The organism is Thioalkalivibrio sp. HL-Eb18, assembly GCF_000364985.1.
GTDB lineage: Bacteria > Pseudomonadota > Gammaproteobacteria > Ectothiorhodospirales > Ectothiorhodospiraceae > Thioalkalivibrio.
This window is the reverse complement of record NZ_KB822962.1, coordinates 136,905-155,635: the sequence shown is the minus strand read 5'-3', so window position 1 is coordinate 155,635 and position 18,731 is coordinate 136,905. Positions and strand designations below refer to the sequence as shown.

Sequence of the window (18,731 nt, the reverse complement as noted above, 5' to 3'; positions counted from 1 at the left end):
GTGGCGACGGCTACAGCCCCAGCTCGTCCCACAGGGCATCCACCCGCTCGCGTACGGCCGGATCCATGGTGATCGGGCGGCCCCACTCGCGCTCGGTCTCCCCCGGCCATTTGGAGGTCGCGTCCATACCCATTTTGGAGCCCAGCCCCGAGACCGGCGAGGCGAAATCCAGATAGTCGATCGGCGTGTTCTCCACCAGCGTCGTGTCACGCGCGGGGTCCATGCGCGTGGTAATTGCCCAGATCACATCGTTCCAGTCGCGCGTGTTCACGTCATCATCGACGACGATCACGAATTTTGTATACATGAACTGGCGCAGGAACGACCACACCCCCATCATCACACGCTTCGCGTGGCCGGGGTACTGCTTGCGCATGGAGACCACCGCCATGCGGTAGGAGCAGCCCTCCGGTGGCAGGTAGAAGTCCACGATCTCCGGAAACTGCTTCTGCAGGATCGGGATGAAGACTTCGTTCAGGGCGACCCCCAGGACCGCCGGTTCGTCGGGCGGGCGCCCGGTGTAGGTCGAGTGATAAATCGGCTGGTCGCGGTGAGTGATGCGGTCGATGGTGAACACCGGGAATTCGTCGACCTCGTTGTAGTAACCGGTGTGATCCCCGAACGGCCCCTCCGGCGCGGTTTCGCCGGGATGGATGTGGCCCTCCAGCACGAACTCGGCCGACGCCGGGACCTCGAGATCGGAGCCGATGCAGCGGGTAACCTCGGTGCGGCTGCCGCGCAGCAGCCCGGCAAAGGCGTATTCCGACAGCGTATCCGGCACCGGTGTGACCGCACCGAGGATGGTCGCGGGATCGGCCCCCAGGGCCACTGCAATGGGGAACGGCTCGCCCGGGTGCGCCTGACACCACTCCCGGTAGTCGAGCGCGCCCCCGCGATGCGACAGCCAGCGCATGATCACGCGGTTGCGGCCGATCACCTGCTGACGGTAGATGCCGAGGTTCTGCCGCGACTTCTCCGGGCCGCGTGTCACGACCAGCCCCCAGGTGATCAGTGGCCCGGCATCCCCCGGCCAGCAGGTCTGCACCGGCAGGGTCGACAGGTCCACATCGTCGCCTTCGATCACGTGGCGCTGGCAGGCGGCCCCGCGTGTCTTCTTCGGCGCCATGTCGAGGACCTTGCGAAACACGGGCAGCTGCTCCCAGGCCGCCTTCAGGCCCTTGGGCGGGTCCGGCTGCTTGAGAAAGGCCAGCAGCCGGCCGACCTCGCGCAGGGCCCCCACGGAGTCCTCGCCCATGCCCATGGCCACCCGCTCCGGCGTGCCGAACAGGTTGGCCAGTACCGGGATATCGGAACCCTTGGGGTTCTCGAACAGCAACGCGGGGCCGCCGGCGCGCAGGACGCGATCGGCGATCTCGGTCATCTCCAGGTTCGGGTCGATCTCGGTGGTGATGCGCTTGAGCTCGCCGCGGGCCTCCAGCCCGTCGATGAAATCACGCAGGTCCCTGTATTTCACGGGTGTCTCCCAGGGCGCGGCCGGCGGCCGGGCCTAGTCGCTGAATTCGGCCCAGACGGGGGCGTGGTCGGAGGGCCGTTCCCAGCCCCGGGGTTCGCGGTCGATGCCCGCGGCGGTCAGGCGTTTTAGCAGGGCGGGGCTGGCGAGAACCAGGTCGATCCGAAGGCCGCGGTTGCGCCGGAACGATGCCGCCCGGTAGTCAAACCAGGAGAATTCCTCCTCCGGCTGTTCAAACGCACGGAAGGTGTCCGCAAGGCCCAGCTCCGTGAGCGCCGCCAGGGCCTCGCGTTCCGGGGTCGAGCAGAGGATGCGCTCGTGCCAGGCCTCGGGGTCATGCACGTCGCGGTCCTCCGGGGCGATGTTGAAGTCGCCCAGCACCACGAGTTTCGGGTGGGCCTCGATTTCGGCGGCCAGCCAGCTGCGCATGCGCGCCAGCCAGTCGAGCTTGTAGGCGTACTTCTCGGTGCCGACGTTCTCGCCGTTCACCACATAGAGATTGACGACACGGATGTCGCCGATCGTAGCCGCGAGGATGCGGCGCTGGGCATCCTCCAGCCCCGGCGGGTCGGTCACGACGTCCGTTGCCTGCGTACGCGAGAGGATGGCCACGCCGTTGTAGGTCTTCTGACCGGAGTAGACCACCTCGTAACCGGCTTCATGGATGGCACTGACCGGGAAGTTCTCGTCGGTCAGCTTGGTCTCCTGCAGGGCGAGGATGTCCGTACGCGAGCTGCCCAGCCAGTCGAGGACCTGCGGCAGGCGGACCTTTAGAGAGTTGACGTTCCAGCTGGCGATCTTCACGCGGCATCCTCCAGGCCACTGTGGCGCAGCAGGGCGTCGATCTCGGGATCCCGGCCGCGGAAGGCCCGGAAGGAATCGGCGGCAGGCCGCGAGGCTCCAACCTCCAGGATCTCCCGCAGGTAGGCGGCGCCGACGTCCGGCGAGAACAGGCCCTCCTCCTCGAAGCGCGCAAAGGCATCGGCGGACAGGACCTCCGCCCACTTGTAGCTGTAGTAGCCCGCCGCGTAACCACCGGCAAAGATATGGGCGAAGCCATGCGGGAAGCGGTTGAACGCCGGCGGCCGGACCACCGCAACCTCGTCGCGGACCGCTTCCAGGAGATCGAGGATGGCCTCAGCCGTTTCCGGGGCCGGGCCTGCATGCAGACGCATGTCGAACAGGGAGAACTCCACCTGTCGCAGGAGCTGCAGCGCGGCATGGAAGTGGCGAGTATCGACCAGGCGCTGGTAGAGATCGTCCGGCATGGGCTCGCCACTCTCGTAATGTCGGGCGAACAGGTCCAGGGCCTCGCGCTCCCAGCACCAGTTCTCCATGAACTGGCTCGGCAGTTCGACGGCGTCCCACTCGACCCCGTTGATCCCGGCGATCTCCGGCTCGTTCACCCGTGTGAGCATGTGGTGAAGACCGTGACCGAACTCGTGGAACAGGGTGATCACCTCGTCGTGGGTAAACAGGGCAGGCTTTCCATCGACAGGGGGCGTCGAGTTGCAGGTCATGAACGCGACCGGGACCTGCTGGGCCGTGTCCGAGACAAAGCGTTGCCGGCAGACGTCCATCCAGGCGCCGCCACGCTTGTTCTTGCGGGCGTAGAGATCAAAGTAGAAGCCAGCACGTTCGATCCCGTTCACATCAAATACACGATAGTAACGAACGTCGTCATGCCAGCATTCGACAGTCGGATCGGCCTCGAAACGGACACCAAACAGGCGCTCGACGAGCCGAAACAGGCCCTCCACCGCCTGGCTGGCGGGAAAATAGGGCTTCAGCATTTCCTGGCTCAGCCCCAGACGCCGCTCACGCATCTTCTCGGCAGCATAGGCCATGTCCCAGGCTTCCAGGGTGTCGAGCCCGAGCTCTTCGCGGGCGAAGGTGCGCAAATCGGCCAGGTCCTGCTCGGCCCGAGGACGGGCCCGCCGGGACAGATCCTGAAGGAAGCTGTCCACCTGATCCGCAGTCTCGGCCATCTTGGTCGCCAGCGAGCGCTCCGCGTAGTGCTCGAATCCGGTGATCCTTGCCTGCTCCTCGCGAAGCTGGAGGATCTCGACCATGACCTCGCTGTTGTCGAAGCGGCCTGCATCGGGGCCCTGGTCGGATGCCCGTGTCGCGAAGGCCTCGTAGACGCGGCGGCGCAGTTCGCGGTCGTCAGCATGGCTCATCACCGCGAAATAGCTCGGAAAATCCAGGGTCACGAGATACCCGGTTCGCTCGTGCGCACGGGCGTTCTGGGCCAGCATGGCCTGTTCTGCGGCGGGTATGCCGGCGAGTGCGTCCGGATCGTCGGTCTGCCAGGTCCAGGACTGGGTCGCATCAAGGACGTTCTCCTCGAATCGCGCCGTGAGTGCGGACAGGCGCGCGTCGATCTCCCGCAAGCGGGCGCGCGCATCCTCGGGGAGGTCCACACCACTGAGGTGAAAGTCCCGCAGAGCGTCATCGATGACCTTGCGCCGCTCGGGCGCGAGCCGGGCATATTCGGGGCCATCGGCCAGACGGCGAAAGGCGGCGTACAGCCCCTGGTGCTGCGAAACCCAGCTACCGAACTCGGACAACTTGGGCAGACAGGCGTTGTAAGCCTGACGCAGTTCGCTGCTGTTCATAACCGCATTCAAATGCCCGACAGGTGCCCACACCTGGGAAAGACGGGCATCCAGGTGCTGCAGGGGTGCGACCAGGCCACCCCAGGTGGGCTGGTCGCCGGCCTGTCCAACAAGCGCCTCGATTCCGTCGCGATTCTCCTGAAGGACGGTATCGATGGCAGGGAGGACATGTTCCGGGGCGATGGATCGAAACGCGGGCAGGCGATCCGTTTGCAGCAGGGGGTTCGTCACGGGGACTCCTGATTCGACTAGGACGGGAATTATGCCATTCGGACCGCGGGGCCGGGAGGGCGTTCCACCGTTGCGAGTCTCCGAAGACCCCAAAGCTAGGCAGGGTTGTCGGGATCCGAGGATGGGGGTTGCAAGGGGGTGTAACGGCCCATTCCGCCCAGCCAGGCGAGCGGTGCGTAGAAGGGAGAGCGGCAGGTGTGCCGATACATCTGCAGGGCGGCGTTGTAGCGAATCAAGGTGTCGCGAATGGCCTGATCCAGAGCCACCACCCGACGCGCCGACTCCTCTACATTTTCTTTTTTAATATCAATATCTTGTTGGTATAGCGAATCCCAAAGGGCGCGGATCTCGCGCTCCGCTTCGGCAACGGTGCTCAGGTCTCCGCGGCGACGAGCGGTCTCCTGACGCTGCAACGAGCGATGCAAATGCTGGACGGCCGAGGGTCCGCTGCCGGCAGCCATGCAAACCTTCTGCAGATGGCCGTTGCGCTGCACCAGCAAACGCTCCAGTTGATCCCAGGCACCCACGACCTGGCGTTCCTGAACGGCCAGATGGGAGTACAAGCGGGCAATGGTCAGAGTCAGACCCACGAGGCCAACGATCGTGACGATAACGAATATCGCCATCCGGGATCAGACGTCTACGTTCTCCGCGCTTAAAGCTCGGGACTCGATGAAGTCTCGGCGCGGTTCGACCTGATCCCCCATCAGGGTGGTGAAGATTTCGTCCGCCCGGATCGCATCCTCGACCCGGACCTGCAGCAGGCGACGGGTTTCGGGATTCATCGTCGTTTCCCAGAGCTGCTCCGGATTCATCTCGCCCAGGCCCTTGTAGCGCTGGGTGGCCAGACCCCGGCGGCCCTCCTGGAGCAGCCATTCCATCGCCTCGGAAAAGCCCTGGATGCGATGGGCGCGTTCGCCACGCTTGATGTAGGCACCAGACTCCAGCAGGGCATTCAGGCGGGCGGAGAGGTCGAGAATGGTCTGGAAATCGCGCGAGGCGAGCGTGTCGTCGGTGATGTATTGGGAGAGCGCCGCGCCGTGCTCGAGCCGATCCAGGCTCAGCTGGGCATGACCGTCGACATTGGTGACCGGACCCAGGCTGTAGCGGGTGGCACCGGCGCGATCGCTGGAGATGGATTCCAGGATGCGCGAGAACCAGGCCTGAACGTCAGGGTTGGTGACGCTGCGCGGCTCGGGAATCGCATCGGCCTCGAGCATGGCCCAGAGGATGCGCGAGTCGTACAGACGGCCCAGCCGCTCCACCGCACGGGCGGCCTTCTGGTAGCCCTTCACCAGTTCCTCGAAGGCCTCTCCCGTGACGGGCGGGGCGTCCGGACCCGGATGCAGTGCGGCACCGTCCAAAGCAAGCGAGACCACGATTTCGCCCATCTCGGCCTCGTCACGGACATACTGCTCGCGCTTACCGCGCTTGATCTTGTACAGCGGTGGCTGGGCAATGTAGACATGCCCACGCTCAATCAGCTCGGGCATCTGACGGAAGAAGAAGGTCAGCAGCAGGGTTCGGATGTGTGATCCGTCCACATCCGCGTCAGTCATGATGATGATGCGGTGGTAGCGCAGCTTGTCCGGATCGTATTCGTCTTTCCCGATCCCGCAACCCAGCGCGGTAATCAGGGTACCGACCTCGGCGGAGCCGAGCATGCGATCAAAACGGGCACGTTCGACGTTAAGGATCTTTCCCTTCAACGGCAGGATCGCCTGGAAATGGCGGTCCCGTCCCTGTTTGGCAGAGCCACCCGCGGAGTCGCCCTCCACCAGATAAAGCTCTGAATGGGCCGGGTCCTTTTCCTGGCAATCGGCCAGCTTGCCCGGCAAGCCGGCGATATCCAGCGCACCCTTGCGGCGCGTCACCTCGCGCGCCTTGCGCGCGGCCTCGCGGGCACGCGCCGCCTCGAGGACCTTGTCGGTAATCGCCTTGGCCTCGGGCGGGTTCTCCAGCAGGAAGTTGGTTAGCGCATCGGACAAGACACTCTCGACGATCGGCTTGACCTCGGAGGAGACCAGCTTGTCCTTGGTCTGGGACGAGAACTTCGGGTCCGGTACCTTGACCGACAGCACGGCCGTCAGGCCTTCACGCATGTCGTCGCCGGCGGTGGCGACCTTGGCCTTCTTGATCAGCCCCTCTTTCTCCAGGTACTGATTGACCGTCCGGGTGAGCGCCGCGCGAAAGCCGGCCATGTGGGTGCCGCCATCGCGCTGCGGGATGTTGTTGGTGTAGCAGAAGATGTTCTCCTGATAGGAGTCATTCCACTGCAGCGCAACCTCGACGACGTAATCATCCTCGCGGGTCTGGTTCGCGTAGATCACAGTGGGATGCAGCGCCGTCTTCTTCTGGTTCAGGTGCTCGACAAAGGCGCGAATCCCGCCTTCGAACAGGAAGGTCTCTTCGCGATTGTCCCGCTGATCGCGCAGGGTGATCCGGACCCCGGAGTTCAGGAACGAGAGTTCACGCAGGCGCTTCGCGAGGATCTCGTAGTGAAATTCGATGTCCGTGAAGATCTCGTCACTGGGTCGGAACCAGATCCTGGTGCCAGTTCGATCGGTGGACCCTGCGACCGCCAGAGGGGCGTCGGGTACACCGAGATGGTAGACCTGCTCGTGGCGCTCGCCGGCTCGATGGATCTCCAGTCGGAGCTCTTCGGACAGGGCATTCACGACCGACACCCCAACGCCGTGAAGCCCGCCGGATACCTTGTAGGAGTTGTTATCGAACTTACCGCCGGCGTGAAGGACCGTCAGGATCACCTCCGCAGCGGACTTGCCTTCTTCCTCGTGGATATCCACCGGGATACCGCGCCCGTTATCCGAGACGGAGACCGCGTTGTCTTCGTGGATCGTAACCTCGATGGTGTCGCAGTGGCCGGCAAGCGCCTCGTCAATCGAGTTATCGACGACCTCGAACACCATGTGGTGGAGGCCGGTCCCGTCATCGGTATCCCCGATGTACATGCCAGGGCGCTTGCGCACGGCGTCCAGGCCCTTAAGGACACGGATCTGGGAAGAATCGTAGGTTTCGGGATCAAGCGGTTCAGATTCGGACATGGATTACGGCATCCGGCGGGTAGCAGACACTGCAGTATAACGTAAAGCCGAGGGCTGGGGCGTGGCTCAGTCCGGGGTCACCACACCATGTTCCACGTGAAACAATCGCGTGGATCGCCCACCCTCTAACCCCGGAATATGTGGCTCGACAGTGGTGACCAGTACCTGCCATCCGAACTCCAGAAGGCCGCACATCAGCCCTTCTACCGCAGCGACATCGAGCTCGGAGACCACATCATCCAGTAGCACCACCGGCGCCCTGCCCGCCTCGCGTTCTAGCATCCTGGCCTGCCCGCCGGTCAACGCCGTGATCAGCCGTTTCTGCTCGCCCCGCGACGCCTCCGCCGCGACCCGACCGTCAAAGCGGAGATCGATGTCCGCTCGCTGCGGCCCGACCTGTCCGAAACCGCGTTCTTCGTCCGAATCCCGACTGCGTGCGATCGCTTCCGAAAGCGAACGATCCCGGTCCCAGCCAACACGAAGGTGCACCTGGAAGTCCCCCAGGCGCTGCGAAAACCCGAAGACGCGGGCTGCCTCCGAAGTATTGATTTCCCAGCGATCGATATAGGCCTGCCTGGCCTGCGTGATGTTTTCACCGGCGTCGACCAGTGGTCGTTCAAACTCTCGGGCCGCACGACGATCACCCTTGCGCAACGCGGCGTTACGTTGTTCGTGGGACCGCCTCCATTGTTGCCAGTGCCATCGATACCCTCGCACCGAATGAAAGCAACCCCAATCAAGCAAACGCCGCCGTTCCTCTGGTGACCCCGTGAGCAGATCAAAGGAACCCGCATGCAGTACCCGCACCGGCAGCCATTCCGCGACACTGGCATGCCCTTCCATCCATCGCCCGTCGAGCCGCGAGCGCCGAGTGCCTTCCCAGCTGACGCCCAGGCGATGCTCACCGCCATGGAGGTCGCGCACCCGTCCCCCGATCCACAGGCCTTTCTCGCCCGATCGAACGACGCGGCGAAGCTGGGGTGTCCTGAACGATCGTCCTGCGGCAAGCACATGGCACGCCTCCAGCACCGAGGTCTTGCCTGCGCCATTTGGCCCCACCAGCCGATTGATCCCCTCACCCGGCTCGAACGTCTGCTCCGAGAGATTGCGCACCCCTCGCCACCACAGGCCTTCCAGCACAGTACCTGTCCGCCCGGTCGCGGCTACAGGCGCATCGGCATCACGACGTAACGAGCCCCACCGGGCGGCTCGGCCTGCACCAGGATCGAGGAGTTCCCGTCCCGCAGCCCGATCCGAACCTGATCCGTTTCGATCGCATTAAGCACATCGACCAGGTAACCGAGGTTGAATCCGATTTCCATCGGCGGCCCCTGATACTCGGCCTCGACCGACTCCTGGGCCTCTTCACGATCGGCGTTGTGAGTCATCACCTGACAGCCCTCATCACCGAGCGTCATCCGCACGCCGCGATACTTGTCCGACGCGACGATGGACACGCGCGCCAGCGCCTGCTTGAGTCGCTCACGTTCTACCGTGAGCGTTGCCGGCAGATCCGCCGGAATTACGCGCTCGTAATCGGGAAACCGCCCCTCGATCACCTTGCTCCGCAACACCGCATTCCCAAGGTCGAACAGCACCTGATCTTCACTGAACCCGACGCGCACCGGGACATCGTCATCCGACAGGTTCCGGCGCAGCTCTGCGATGGTCTTGCGCGGCACGATCTTCTCGAGCCGTCCATCAATCGCCTGGTCGAGCTCGGCCTCGGCCAGTGCCAGCCGGTGCCCGTCGGTTGCGACCGCCCTGAGACTGTGACCACTGGCCACCAGCAACAGGCCCTGAAGGTAATAGCGCACATCCTGCTGCGCCATCGAGAACATCGTCGCCTCGAGCAACCGACGCAGGCGGTTCTGCGGGATATCCAGGGTCCACTCCGAGCTCTTGCTCTCCCAATCGGGGAAATCCGCCCCCGGCAACGTGGCCAGGCTGAAGCGCGATCCGGCGAACCCCACGGACATCCGTTCCCCGTCAATTGTTGCCCGGATCTCGCTGTCTTCGGGTGCCGCTTTCACTACATCCAGCAGCTTGCGTACCGATACCGTCACGTCGCACTCGCCCGGAATGGTTCCCGCCGCTTCGCCTTGCCAGGCCAGTTCCAGGTCGGTGGTATCCATGCGAATGCCGCCCCGTTCGTCCGGCCGCAAGCGCACGTTGCCGAGGATCGGCATCGTCAAACGTTTCTCGGCCGCCCCGACAATCCGTTGCAGGGCGTCAGTCATCGCTTCGCGCTGGAAAGAGAGTTCCATGGCGGTGTCCTGTAATTGGGTTTAAGTAATTTAAAACTGATGATAATAAGGTCCGCGTCTCCCTGTGCGGAAAACCTTTAACAAATTGATTAGCAACCGTTTTTTAGCCCGAAACCGGCTTTCAAACCTCTGTATCACCTGTGTCTATCCTGTGGATGAAATCACGCGCCAAAAATTCGCGCTCGGTACGCACGACTTCCCCCCATCTTATCCACAGCTTGCTCCGTCAACCTGCCGGGGTGTCGGGCGGCCTTAGCTGCTCAGCGTCCGTAGCAGGTTCGCATAGTCTTCATCCAGGCTCGCATCGGCCTCGCGCAGCTCGACAATCTTGCGACACGCATGGATGACCGTTGTATGGTCGCGCCCGCCGAAGGCCTGTCCGATCTCCGGCAGGCTGTGCTGCGTGAGTTCCTTCGCGAGTGCCATCGCCATCTGGCGCGGTCGCGCCACCGAGCGACTGCGTCGCGTGGAGAGCAGATCGGCCACCTTGATGCGGTAATAGTCGGCCACGGTCTTCTGGATGTTTTCCAGCGTGATCAGCTTGTTCTGAACGGCGAGCAGATCGCGCAGCGCCTCTTTGGCGAAGTCCAGGGTGATCGGCTTGCCGGTGAAATGCGCGTTCGCGATGACTCGGCGAAGTGACCCCTCCAGCTCCCGGATGTTGGACCGGATGCGCTTGCCCATGAAAAAGGCAACTTCGGTCGGCAGCTCGATACCGGCCTGTTCCGCCTTCCGTTGCAGGATCGCCACGCGCGTCTCCAGTTCCGGGGGTTCGATGGCGATGGTCAGGCCCCAGCCGAACCGCGACTTCAGCCGCTCCTCGAGCCCCTCGACCTCCTTCGGATAGCGATCCGAGGTCAGGATGATCTGCTGCTGGCCTTCAAGCAACGCATTGAATGTATGGAAAAATTCTTCCTGAGAGCGTTCCTTGTTGGCAAAGAACTGGATGTCGTCGATCAGGAGGGCATCGGCCGTGCGATAGTGCTGCTTGAAGTCGTCGATCGCGTTGTGCTGCAGCGCCTTGATCATGTCGGCGACGAAGCGCTCGGAGTGCAGGTAGATGATCCGGCCTTCCGGCAGTCGGCTCAGGATGCTGTTGCCGATTGCGTGCATCAGATGGGTCTTGCCCAGGCCCACGCCGCCATAGATAAACAGCGGGTTGTAGGCCACGCCCGGGTTCTCGGCGACCTGCAGACTGGCTGCACGCGCTAGTTGATTCGATTTACCCTCGACGAAGGTGTCGAAGGTGAAGGCCGGGTTCAGGTTACTGACCGGCCCTTTGGGGACCGCCGCTCGCCGAGGTGTCGCGCTGGCGGGAGCACGAGCGGGTGCCGCACCCTCCGGCTCCGCGGAGGTCCACTCCGTGCCCCCGATCCCCAGGCGAACGCGTTGGCCATCCGTTTCTTCGGTGCCGGGGCGCAGTTCGCTGACGGCCTCTTCGATGGAGCTCAGGAGATGGTCGCGGACATGCTCGAAGACAAACTGGTTGGGTGCCAGCAGGCGCAGAGCCCCCGCTTCCTCCTCGGCATGCAGGGGTCGCAGCCAGGTGTTTAGCTGCTGCTCACTCACACGACCCTGCAGGCGATCCAGACAGGCTGTCCACAGGGTATTGGCAGTCACACGCGGGTCTCCGGGATCACGAGGGTTCGGGGGCCTCCGAGTCTACGCCGATGGCGACCCCGTGCGCTAGCCGCGTCTCGCCCGCTGATTGACTTCGCGCACAGTTGACGGTAGTTTTCTCCGCCCTTTATCCCATTGACCGAGATCCGTCATGAAGCGCACCTTTCAACCGAGTCGGCTCGTCCGCGCCCGTACCCATGGCTTTCGTGCCCGCATGGCCACCCGCGGGGGCCGCAAGGTCCTGAACGCCCGTCGCGCCAAGGGTCGCAAGCGTCTCTGCCCGACCAACTGATCGCGCTGTCCGGCTGGCCATCATGACCGCCGGGGCGCAGGGTTTCCCGCGCCAGGCGCGCTTGCTGGTCGGCGCTGATTTCCAGCGTGTCTTTGCCGAGGCGCGTCCGGTCCGAGGCCGTTACCTGACCTTGCTCTATCGCGCACGCGAGGGTGGCGATTCGCCCCGGCTGGGCATGGCGATTGGCAAGCGCAATGTCCGCAACGCCACGGATCGCAACCGGATCAAGCGCATTGCGCGCGAGGCGTTCCGCCAACGCCGCGCGGCGCTGCCACCGGTAGACATGATTGTCCTGGCCCGTGCCGGAGCGGGCGACTGTGACCGACGGGCTCTGCGCTCGGAGATGGAAACCCTGCTGGATCGCCTGCAATGACGCTTCTACGCAAGATTGCCCTGTTGCCGGTTCGTGCCTATCAGTACGGCATTTCCCCGTTTATGGCGCCGCATTGCCGGCACTACCCGACCTGCTCGGCCTACACCGTCGAGGCGGTCGAAAAACACGGCGTTGCACGCGGCTTCTGGCTCGGACTGCGGCGCATTCTGCGTTGCCACCCGTGGTCCCCTGGGGGCTATGACCCCGTGCCGGAACCCCATCTGTCCGCCCACTCGCATCGATCCCGGAAATAGTCGCGCTCATGGATAACTTGCGTCCCCTTTTGTGGCTCAGCCTGGCCTTTGTCCTGTTCCTGATGTGGCAGGCCTGGAACCAGGACTACGGCACCCCCGCCCAGCCGGAGACGGCCGGGCAGGAGGCGGAGGATCCCGATGCCCGCCCCGAGGACGTCCCCGACGCGCCCCAGTTCGAGGACGAGGACGATCCGCGTGCCGCCGCCGCGGACGTGTCCGAGATCAGCCCGATCCAGGAGCCGGATCGTCGTCAGTTCACCGTCCGCACAGACAAGCACGAGCTGCTGATCGACACCCGGGGCGGCACCATCCTGCGTGCGGACCTGCTGCAGTATCCGCGCGATCTGCAGGACGACCCGCTGGTACCGGTTCGCCTGTTCGACCACCGCGTGCGCGGCTATGTCGCCCAGAGCGGCTTGACGCACGACCGCGTCAATGACCGCGCGATGGAAGGACGGGCCCCCTCGCACCACGCCAACTTCGAGGTTGACGGCGACCACTTCGAGATGGCCGAGGGCGACGATACCCTCCAGGTGCCGATGCGCTGGGTCTCGGACGATGGCGAGATCGAGGTCATCAAGACCTATACCTTTACCCGCGGGACTCACCTGATCGAGGTGGGTTACGAGGTCCGTAACCAGGGCGATTCCACCTGGAGCGGGCGCCAGTATCGACAGTTGCGCCACGGGCCGACCCCGGACCGCGAGTCCTGGTGGTTGTATACGTTCACCGGGGCCGCGTATTTCGACGGCAGTTACCAGCGTGAGCGTTTCGAGTCGCTGGCCGACGACCCCATCCAGCAACGCCTGCATGGCGGCTGGGTGGCGATGATCCAGCACTATTTTGTCTCCGCCTGGGTCCCGGGCGATGACGAGGTGAACGCGCTGTATGCCCGAGCCGTGCCTGGCGAGGTTGGCGAGGAATACCTGATCGGCCTGCACTCGGCCGAGCCCCTGACCGTGCGCCCGGGCGAGAGCGGGCAGCTGCAGACCCGACTGTGGGTTGGACCGAAGTTGCAGGACGAGCTCTCCCAGATCGCCCAGGGACTGGAACTGACCGTCGACTACGGGATGTTCACCTTCCTGGCCAAGCCGCTGTTCTGGCTGCTGGATCTGATCCATAGCGTCGTGGGCAACTGGGGTTGGTCGATCGTGCTTCTGACCATCCTGATCAAGATCGCGTTCTTCAAGCTCTCCGCGACCAGCTACCGCTCGATGGCGCGCATGCGCAAGGTCGCGCCCAAGCTGCAGGCGCTGAAGGAACGCTACAAGGACGACAAGCAGCGCATGAACCAGGCGCTGATGGAGCTCTACAAGAAGGAGAAGATCAACCCGCTGGGTGGCTGTCTCCCGATCCTGGTCCAGATCCCGGTGTTCATCGCCCTGTACTGGGTGCTGCTGGAGAGTGTGGAACTGCGCCAGGCCCCGTGGTGGCTGTGGATTCAGGATCTGTCCTCGCGCGATCCGTACTTCATCCTGCCGATCCTGATGGGCGTGTCCATGTTCGTGCAGTACAAGCTGAATCCGCCGCCGATGGACCCGGTGCAGCAGAAGATCTTCATGGCGCTGCCGTTCGTGTTCACGATCTTCTTCGCCTTCTTCCCGGCGGGCCTGGTGCTGTACTGGTTCACCAACAACCTGTTCTCCATCGCCCAGCAGTGGTACATCACGCGCAAGATCGAAAGCGGCGAGGACCCGGACAAGCAGAAGAGCTGACCGGGCCGTGACCGTGGCGGATACCATCGTCGCGGTCGCCACCCCGCCGGGGGTCGGCGGCATCGGCGTGGTCCGCCTGTCGGGCCCCGAGGCGCCGGCGATCGCGCGGCGCCTGACCGGGCGCGAGCGCCTGCGGCCGCGCCATGCCCACTACGACCGCCTCATTGATCCGGCCAGCGGCGAGGCGATCGACGATGGCCTGATCCTCTATTTCCCCGCCCCCCATTCCTATACCGGCGAAGACGTGGTCGAGCTGCAGGGGCACGGCAGCCCGGTGCTGCTGGAGGCGCTGGTCGCGGCGGCGGTCGGTCTTGGGGCCTGCCGCGCGCGGCCGGGCGAATTCACCGAACAGGCCTTTCTGAACGGCCGCCTCGACCTCGCGCAGGCCGAGGCTGTCGCCGACCTGATCCATGCCCAGACGGCCGAGGCCGCGCGCCTGGCCCGCTCCAGCCTCGACGGGGCACTGGCCGCCGAGCTGGAGCCGGTCTCGCGGGCCATCCGCGACATGCGCGTGATCATCGAGGCCGAGATCGACTTCGGCGAGACTGACCTCGAATCCGAGGCCGCCCCGGACATCGCCAGGCGGGCGGAGCGCCTGCACATGACCATCCTCGCGCTGCTGGAGCGCCTGCGCCCGGCCCGGTACTTTGCCCAGGGCCTGCGTCTGGCCCTGGTGGGGGCCCCGAATGTTGGGAAGTCCTCCCTGATGAATCGCCTGGCCGAGAGCGAGGTGGCCATCGTCACCGACCGCCCCGGGACTACACGCGACGTGCTGCGCTCCCCGATCGCCATCCACGGCATCCCCGTCGAGCTGATCGACACCGCCGGACTGCACGCCAGCGACGACCCGGTGGAGAAGATCGGCATGCAGCGCGCCCGCGAAGCCGTAACCGGGGCCGACCTGATCCTGGAGCTGCGCGACCTCACGCGCCCCGAGGCAAAGCCGGATCTGGAGGCCCCGCCCGAGATTCCGCGGCTCACGGTCTGGAACAAGCAGGACTGCGTCGCGGAGTCCCGATCCACAGACGGGATCGTCATCTCGGCGCGCACGGGCGCGGGCATTGATGACCTGAAGCAGGCGATCGTCGAGCGGCTGGGTGCCGGCGAGGGCGGGCAGCAGCGTTTCAGTGTGCGCGCGCGCCATCTCGATGGCCTGCGCCTGGCGGCGCTGCATCTGGGTCGTATCGAGGCCAGCGCCGCGCCCGATCTGATCGCCGAGGAGCTGCGCCTGGCCGAGACCGCGCTGGATGCCCTGCTGGGTCGCCAGGACCACGAGGCCCTGCTCGGCGAGATCTTCGCCGGTTTCTGCATCGGCAAGTGATGGCGCAGGGAAACACGGATGCCCATGCGGCCGCTTCGACACCGCCGCCACTCCTGCTAAACTGCTGATTTTACGTTTTCGGGCCGCCCAGCGGCCGGGTTTCAAGAGGTCATGGCAGAAACATTCGATGTCATCGTGATTGGCGGCGGACACGCCGGCACCGAGGCCGCACTGGCCGCGGCGCGCGCGGGCGCGCATACCCTGCTGCTGACCCACAACATCGAGACCATCGGCCAGATGAGCTGCAATCCGGCAATCGGTGGCATCGGCAAGGGCCACCTGGTCAAGGAGATCGATGCCCTGGGGGGCGTGATGGCGCGTGCGGCGGATGCCGCCGGCATCCATTTCCGTATCCTCAATCGGCGCAAGGGCCCGGCGGTGCGCGCGACCCGCGCCCAGTCCGACCGGCAGCTCTACCGCCAGGCCATTCGCCAGTTCGTGGAGGCCGAGCCGAATCTCGAGATCTTCCAGCAGCCGGTGGCCGACATCACCATGGAGGGCGATCGCGTGACGGGTGTGGTCACCGAGGCGGGGACTGCCTTCCAGGCCCGTGCCGTCGTGCTGACCGTCGGCACCTTCCTCAACGGCCAGATGCATACCGGGCTGACCCAGCAGCCGGGAGGGCGCGCGGGCGATCCGCCGAGCGTGCGCCTGGCCGCGCGCCTGCGCGAGATGGCCTTTGCGGTCGGGCGCCTGAAGACCGGCACCCCGCCGCGCATCGACGGGCGCAGCGTCGACTTCGCGCGGCTCGAGGTGCAGCCGGGCGATGACCCGCGTCCGGTCTTCTCGTTCACCGGCTCGACCGACGACCACCCGCCCCAGCGCCCCTGTCATATCGCGCGTACGAGCGAAAAGACCCACGACCTGATTCGCGCCAACCTCGATCAGGCCCCGATGTACTCCGGCCAGATCGACAGCACCGGACCGCGGTATTGCCCCTCGATCGAGGACAAGGTCGTGCGCTTTGCCGACAAGACCAGTCACCAGGTCTTCGTCGAGCCGGAAGGGCTGACCACCCACGAGCTCTACCCGAACGGAATCTCCACCTCCCTGCCCTATGCGATCCAGGTGCCGCTAGTGCAGAGCATCGAGGGCTTCGAGCACGCGCGCATTACCCGTCCGGGCTACGCGATCGAATACGACTACTTCGACCCGCGCGGCGTGCGCCCGTCGCTGGCCACGCGCGAGGTGGCCAACCTGTTCTTCGCCGGGCAGATCAACGGCACCACCGGATACGAAGAGGCCGCCGCCCAGGGCCTGGTCGCCGGGCTCAATGCCGCCTGCCTGACCCGGGACGCCGAACCCTGGATCCCGCAGCGTTCCGAGGCCTATATCGGTGTGCTGATCGACGACCTGGTCACCCGCGGCACGCAGGAGCCCTACCGCATGTTCACCTCGCGCGCCGAATACCGGCTGCTGCTGCGCGAGGACAACGCGGATCTGCGCCTGACCCCGATCGGGCGCGAGCATGGCCTGGTCGACGATGCCCGCTGGGACCAGTTCGAGCACCGCGCCGCCGCGATCGAGTCGGAAATGAGCCGGCTTGCACAGACGCGACCGGATCGCGATCAGCGCAGCCGCCCGACTCTGGTCGAGCTCCTCGGCAAGGCCCCGGAGCCGGATGCCACGCTGCTCGACCTGCTGCGCCGACCGGAGGCCGACTATGACGCCCTGATGCAGGCCCTCCCGGAACTGGATGTGGGCTGCACGCCGGACGTGCGCGAGCAGGCCGAGATCCAGGCCAAGTACGCCGGGTACATCGAGCGCCAGCAAACCGAAGTCGCGCGCCAGGCGAAGGCCGAGCAGACGGCACTGCCGGATAACCTCGACTACGCGCGGGTACATGGCCTGTCCAACGAGATCCGCCAGAAGCTCGCCGAATTCCGTCCGCATACACTGGGCCAGGCCCAGCGTATCCCGGGCGTGACCCCGGCCGCGCTGTCGGCCCTCGCCGTGCATCTGAAACAACGCGCCAGTGGCGAGTAACGACTGGCGCGCGGCGCTTTCCGCCGTGGCCCACGAGTGGGCGCTGGACGCAGCCGCCATTGAGGCCCTGGCGATCTATCTGGAGCAGCTCGGACGCTGGAATCGGGTGCATAACCTGACCGCCGTGCGTGACCCCCAGCAGTGGATCCCCCGCCACATCCTCGACAGCCTGACCCTGCGCCCGTATCTTCACGGGGACCGCATCCTGGATGTCGGGACGGGCGCGGGCCTGCCGGGCTTTGTGCTGGCCGCCTGCGAGCGCCGGCGCGATTTCTGCCTGCTGGACAGTGCAGCCAAGCGCATCCGCTTCCTGCGCAACGTGATCGGGCTGGCCGGGCTGAGCCGGGTCGAGGCCGTGCATATGCGGATCGAGGATTTCCGACCCGCCGCGCCCTACACCACGGTGCTGGCGCGGGCCTTCAAGGCCCCGGCGGACATGGTCGCGCGCGTCGCACCGCAGGTGGCCACGGGCGGGCGGGTGCTGGCCATGCTCGGGCAGCGCTCGGTGGCGGACGCGCCGCTACCGGCCCCGTGGTCGTACCGGAGCGTGGACCCGGTTACCATTCCCGGCGAGACTGCCGAGCGGCACATCGCCATTATCGAGAGAGCCGAGACGTGACCGATACGCTGGCCATCACCAATCAGAAGGGCGGGGTGGGCAAGACCACGACCTGCGTGAATCTCGCCGCCTCGCTCGCCCGGCTGGGCAAGCGCGTGCTGGTCGTGGACCTCGACCCGCAGGGTAATGCCACCACCGGTTCGGGCGTCGACAAGCACGCCGACGACCCGACCTCCTGCGAGGTGCTGCTGGGCCAGGCGACGGTACCGGAGGCCGCCCACCGCGTGGAGGGCGGTTTCGATCTGGTGCCGGCGAACGGGGACCTGACCGTGGCCGAGGTGCGCCTGATGGATCAGGAGCGACGCGAATATCGGCTGCGCGACGCCCTTGCCCCGGTGGCCGGCGACTACGATCACATCCTGATCGACTGCCCGCCCTCGCTGAACCTGTTGACGGTCAACGGGCTGGTGGCCGCCGACGGGGTGGTAATCCCGATGCAGTGCGAGTACTACGCACTCGAGGGCCTGACCGCGCTGATGCGCACAATCGAGAGTATCCAGAAGGGCCCGAACCCGCAGCTGCGCATCGCCGGGCTGCTGCGCACCATGTTCGATCCGCGCAACCGCCTGTCCGGCGACGTCTCCGACCAGCTCACCGGGCATTTCGGCGAACGCGTGTTCCGGACTGTGATCCCGCGCAACATCCGTCTGGCCGAGGCCCCCAGCTTTGGTCAACCGGCCTTGTTGTATGATGCCTCCTCACGCGGGGCGGTGGCCTACCTCGCGCTGGCCGGCGAGATGCTGCGCCGCTGATCGCGCCCAGGGAAACACTGATTAATGCACACGCTCGCGTTGGCACCCCAGGTTTTCCGAGACAAGGCGCGTCGTGCAGCGGGTAGTGGTTCTACCCGCAAGCGGCGCAACGCAGAATCGGGGAACCTGGGGTGCCAACCCCGAAGG

Annotated in this window: 16 protein-coding genes; 8 read left to right on the top strand and 8 right to left on the bottom strand. The window is 65.3% G+C overall.

What is annotated here, in order from left to right; all coding sequences use genetic code 11:
• Positions 1 to 10: 10 nt before the first annotated feature.
• From ubiD to dnaA, 8 genes are all read right to left on the bottom strand, one after another.
• Entirely contained in the window at positions 11 to 1,474 is a 1,464-nt protein-coding gene (gene ubiD, locus F813_RS0103460) for a 4-hydroxy-3-polyprenylbenzoate decarboxylase (protein WP_012981424.1), read from the bottom strand.
• Positions 1,475 to 1,507: 33 nt separating this feature from the next.
• Positions 1,508 to 2,275, bottom strand: a complete 768-nt coding sequence (gene xth, locus F813_RS0103455) for an exodeoxyribonuclease III (RefSeq protein ID WP_012981423.1) — start codon at positions 2,273 to 2,275, stop codon at positions 1,508 to 1,510.
• Positions 2,272 to 4,320, bottom strand: coding sequence for a M3 family metallopeptidase (locus tag F813_RS0103450; RefSeq protein ID WP_017925570.1), 2,049 nt, complete (start codon positions 4,318 to 4,320; stop codon positions 2,272 to 2,274). The genes xth and F813_RS0103450 overlap by 4 nt, the downstream gene beginning before the upstream one ends.
• Positions 4,321 to 4,415: 95 nt before the next feature.
• Complete coding sequence (locus tag F813_RS0103445) at positions 4,416 to 4,946, bottom strand: hypothetical protein (RefSeq protein WP_017925569.1); 531 nt, start codon at positions 4,944 to 4,946, stop codon at positions 4,416 to 4,418.
• 6 nt (positions 4,947 to 4,952) lie between these two features.
• Positions 4,953 to 7,385: a DNA topoisomerase (ATP-hydrolyzing) subunit B gene (gene gyrB / locus F813_RS0103440; protein ID WP_017925568.1), complete on the bottom strand. Its 2,433-nt coding sequence runs from the start codon at positions 7,383 to 7,385 to the stop codon at positions 4,953 to 4,955.
• A gap of 66 nt (positions 7,386 to 7,451) precedes the next feature.
• On the bottom strand, positions 7,452 to 8,525 hold the full coding sequence (locus F813_RS0103435) for a DNA replication/repair protein RecF (RefSeq protein ID WP_012981419.1): 1,074 nt from the start codon (positions 8,523 to 8,525) through the stop codon (positions 7,452 to 7,454).
• A gap of 23 nt (positions 8,526 to 8,548) precedes the next feature.
• A complete protein-coding gene (dnaN, locus tag F813_RS0103430) occupies positions 8,549 to 9,652 on the bottom strand; it encodes a DNA polymerase III subunit beta (protein ID WP_012981418.1) in 1,104 nt (367 codons plus the stop codon).
• Positions 9,653 to 9,904: 252 nt separating this feature from the next.
• A complete protein-coding gene (gene dnaA, locus F813_RS0103425; protein WP_017925565.1) occupies positions 9,905 to 11,272 on the bottom strand; it encodes a chromosomal replication initiator protein DnaA in 1,368 nt (455 codons plus the stop codon).
• Between the two features lie 151 nt (positions 11,273 to 11,423).
• Here dnaA and rpmH point away from each other — a divergent pair, with 151 nt between their 5' ends.
• The 8 genes from rpmH to F813_RS0103385 all read left to right on the top strand — a co-directional run bounded on the left by rpmH (position 11,424) and on the right by F813_RS0103385 (position 18,584).
• The gene (gene rpmH, locus F813_RS0103420; protein ID WP_012983964.1) at positions 11,424 to 11,564 is read left to right on the top strand and encodes a 50S ribosomal protein L34; all 141 of its coding nucleotides are present in this window, start codon (positions 11,424 to 11,426) and stop codon (positions 11,562 to 11,564) included.
• 22 nt (positions 11,565 to 11,586) lie between these two features.
• Entirely contained in the window at positions 11,587 to 11,937 is a 351-nt protein-coding gene (rnpA, locus tag F813_RS0103415) for a ribonuclease P protein component (protein WP_017925564.1), read from the top strand.
• Positions 11,934 to 12,191, top strand: a complete 258-nt coding sequence (yidD, locus tag F813_RS0103410; RefSeq protein ID WP_017925563.1) for a membrane protein insertion efficiency factor YidD — start codon at positions 11,934 to 11,936, stop codon at positions 12,189 to 12,191. Before rnpA ends, yidD begins: the two co-directional genes overlap by 4 nt.
• Positions 12,192 to 12,199: 8 nt before the next feature.
• Positions 12,200 to 13,906, top strand: a complete 1,707-nt coding sequence (gene yidC / locus F813_RS0103405) for a membrane protein insertase YidC (protein ID WP_038059953.1) — start codon at positions 12,200 to 12,202, stop codon at positions 13,904 to 13,906.
• Positions 13,907 to 13,913: 7 nt separating this feature from the next.
• The gene (mnmE, locus tag F813_RS0103400; protein WP_017925561.1) at positions 13,914 to 15,227 is read left to right on the top strand and encodes a tRNA uridine-5-carboxymethylaminomethyl(34) synthesis GTPase MnmE; all 1,314 of its coding nucleotides are present in this window, start codon (positions 13,914 to 13,916) and stop codon (positions 15,225 to 15,227) included.
• 111 nt (positions 15,228 to 15,338) lie between these two features.
• Entirely contained in the window at positions 15,339 to 17,213 is a 1,875-nt protein-coding gene (gene mnmG, locus F813_RS0103395) for a tRNA uridine-5-carboxymethylaminomethyl(34) synthesis enzyme MnmG (RefSeq protein WP_017925560.1), read from the top strand.
• A complete protein-coding gene (rsmG, locus tag F813_RS0103390; protein WP_017925559.1) occupies positions 17,203 to 17,832 on the top strand; it encodes a 16S rRNA (guanine(527)-N(7))-methyltransferase RsmG in 630 nt (209 codons plus the stop codon). The genes mnmG and rsmG overlap by 11 nt, the downstream gene beginning before the upstream one ends.
• Entirely contained in the window at positions 17,829 to 18,584 is a 756-nt protein-coding gene (locus F813_RS0103385) for a ParA family protein (RefSeq protein WP_012983957.1), read from the top strand. Before rsmG ends, F813_RS0103385 begins: the two co-directional genes overlap by 4 nt.
• The last annotated feature ends 147 nt before the right edge of the window (positions 18,585 to 18,731 follow it).